Here is a 424-nt window from a genome sequence, read left to right as displayed (position 1 = left end):
TGTTGGCTCGGATGCCGTCTTTCGTCGCTGCAGCGAGGGGCAGATACGTGCCGCTCAGGTACGTCACGCTGTCCAGCAGCTGAGGCATGTGAACGTTGGCCGACAAGGCGTCGTACTCGTCCGTTTTCATTGCCTCCGCGATGATGGCCAGGTTCTCATCGATCAGCTCATCCGAGCCTGCCACACGCAGCAAGTTGAGGATCGAGTGCACGCGCATCTTTCGCTCCTCGGCCCATGCCTTGCCTGCATTGGTCAGCTCGACAGCCTGCAGCAGGATGCCTACCTGAGCAATCAGGTCGGAGGCCATCTCAGGCCAAAAATCATCGCTGGCGGTGCCGCCCATTTGGGCCGAGACGCTACGGATGATCTCAGCCAGTTCGACCGGTCCCAGCCCTGCACAAAGGTCGATGCGCCAGTCATTGGG

1 protein-coding gene is annotated in these 424 nt (G+C 60.6%); it reads right to left on the bottom strand.

Translation table 11 applies throughout. The annotated features are described in order from the left end of the window. Positions 1 to 424 (bottom strand): hypothetical protein (locus K9U41_RS23370; RefSeq protein WP_282643220.1); only part of this gene is annotated, 424 nt, incomplete at both ends.

The sequence above is a fragment of the Xanthobacter autotrophicus genome (assembly GCF_029991245.1).
GTDB classification, from domain to species: domain Bacteria; phylum Pseudomonadota; class Alphaproteobacteria; order Rhizobiales; family Xanthobacteraceae; genus Xanthobacter; species Xanthobacter autotrophicus_C.
Note: the sequence above shows the minus strand (reverse complement) of the source record. Positions and strands in the feature narration are given on the sequence as shown.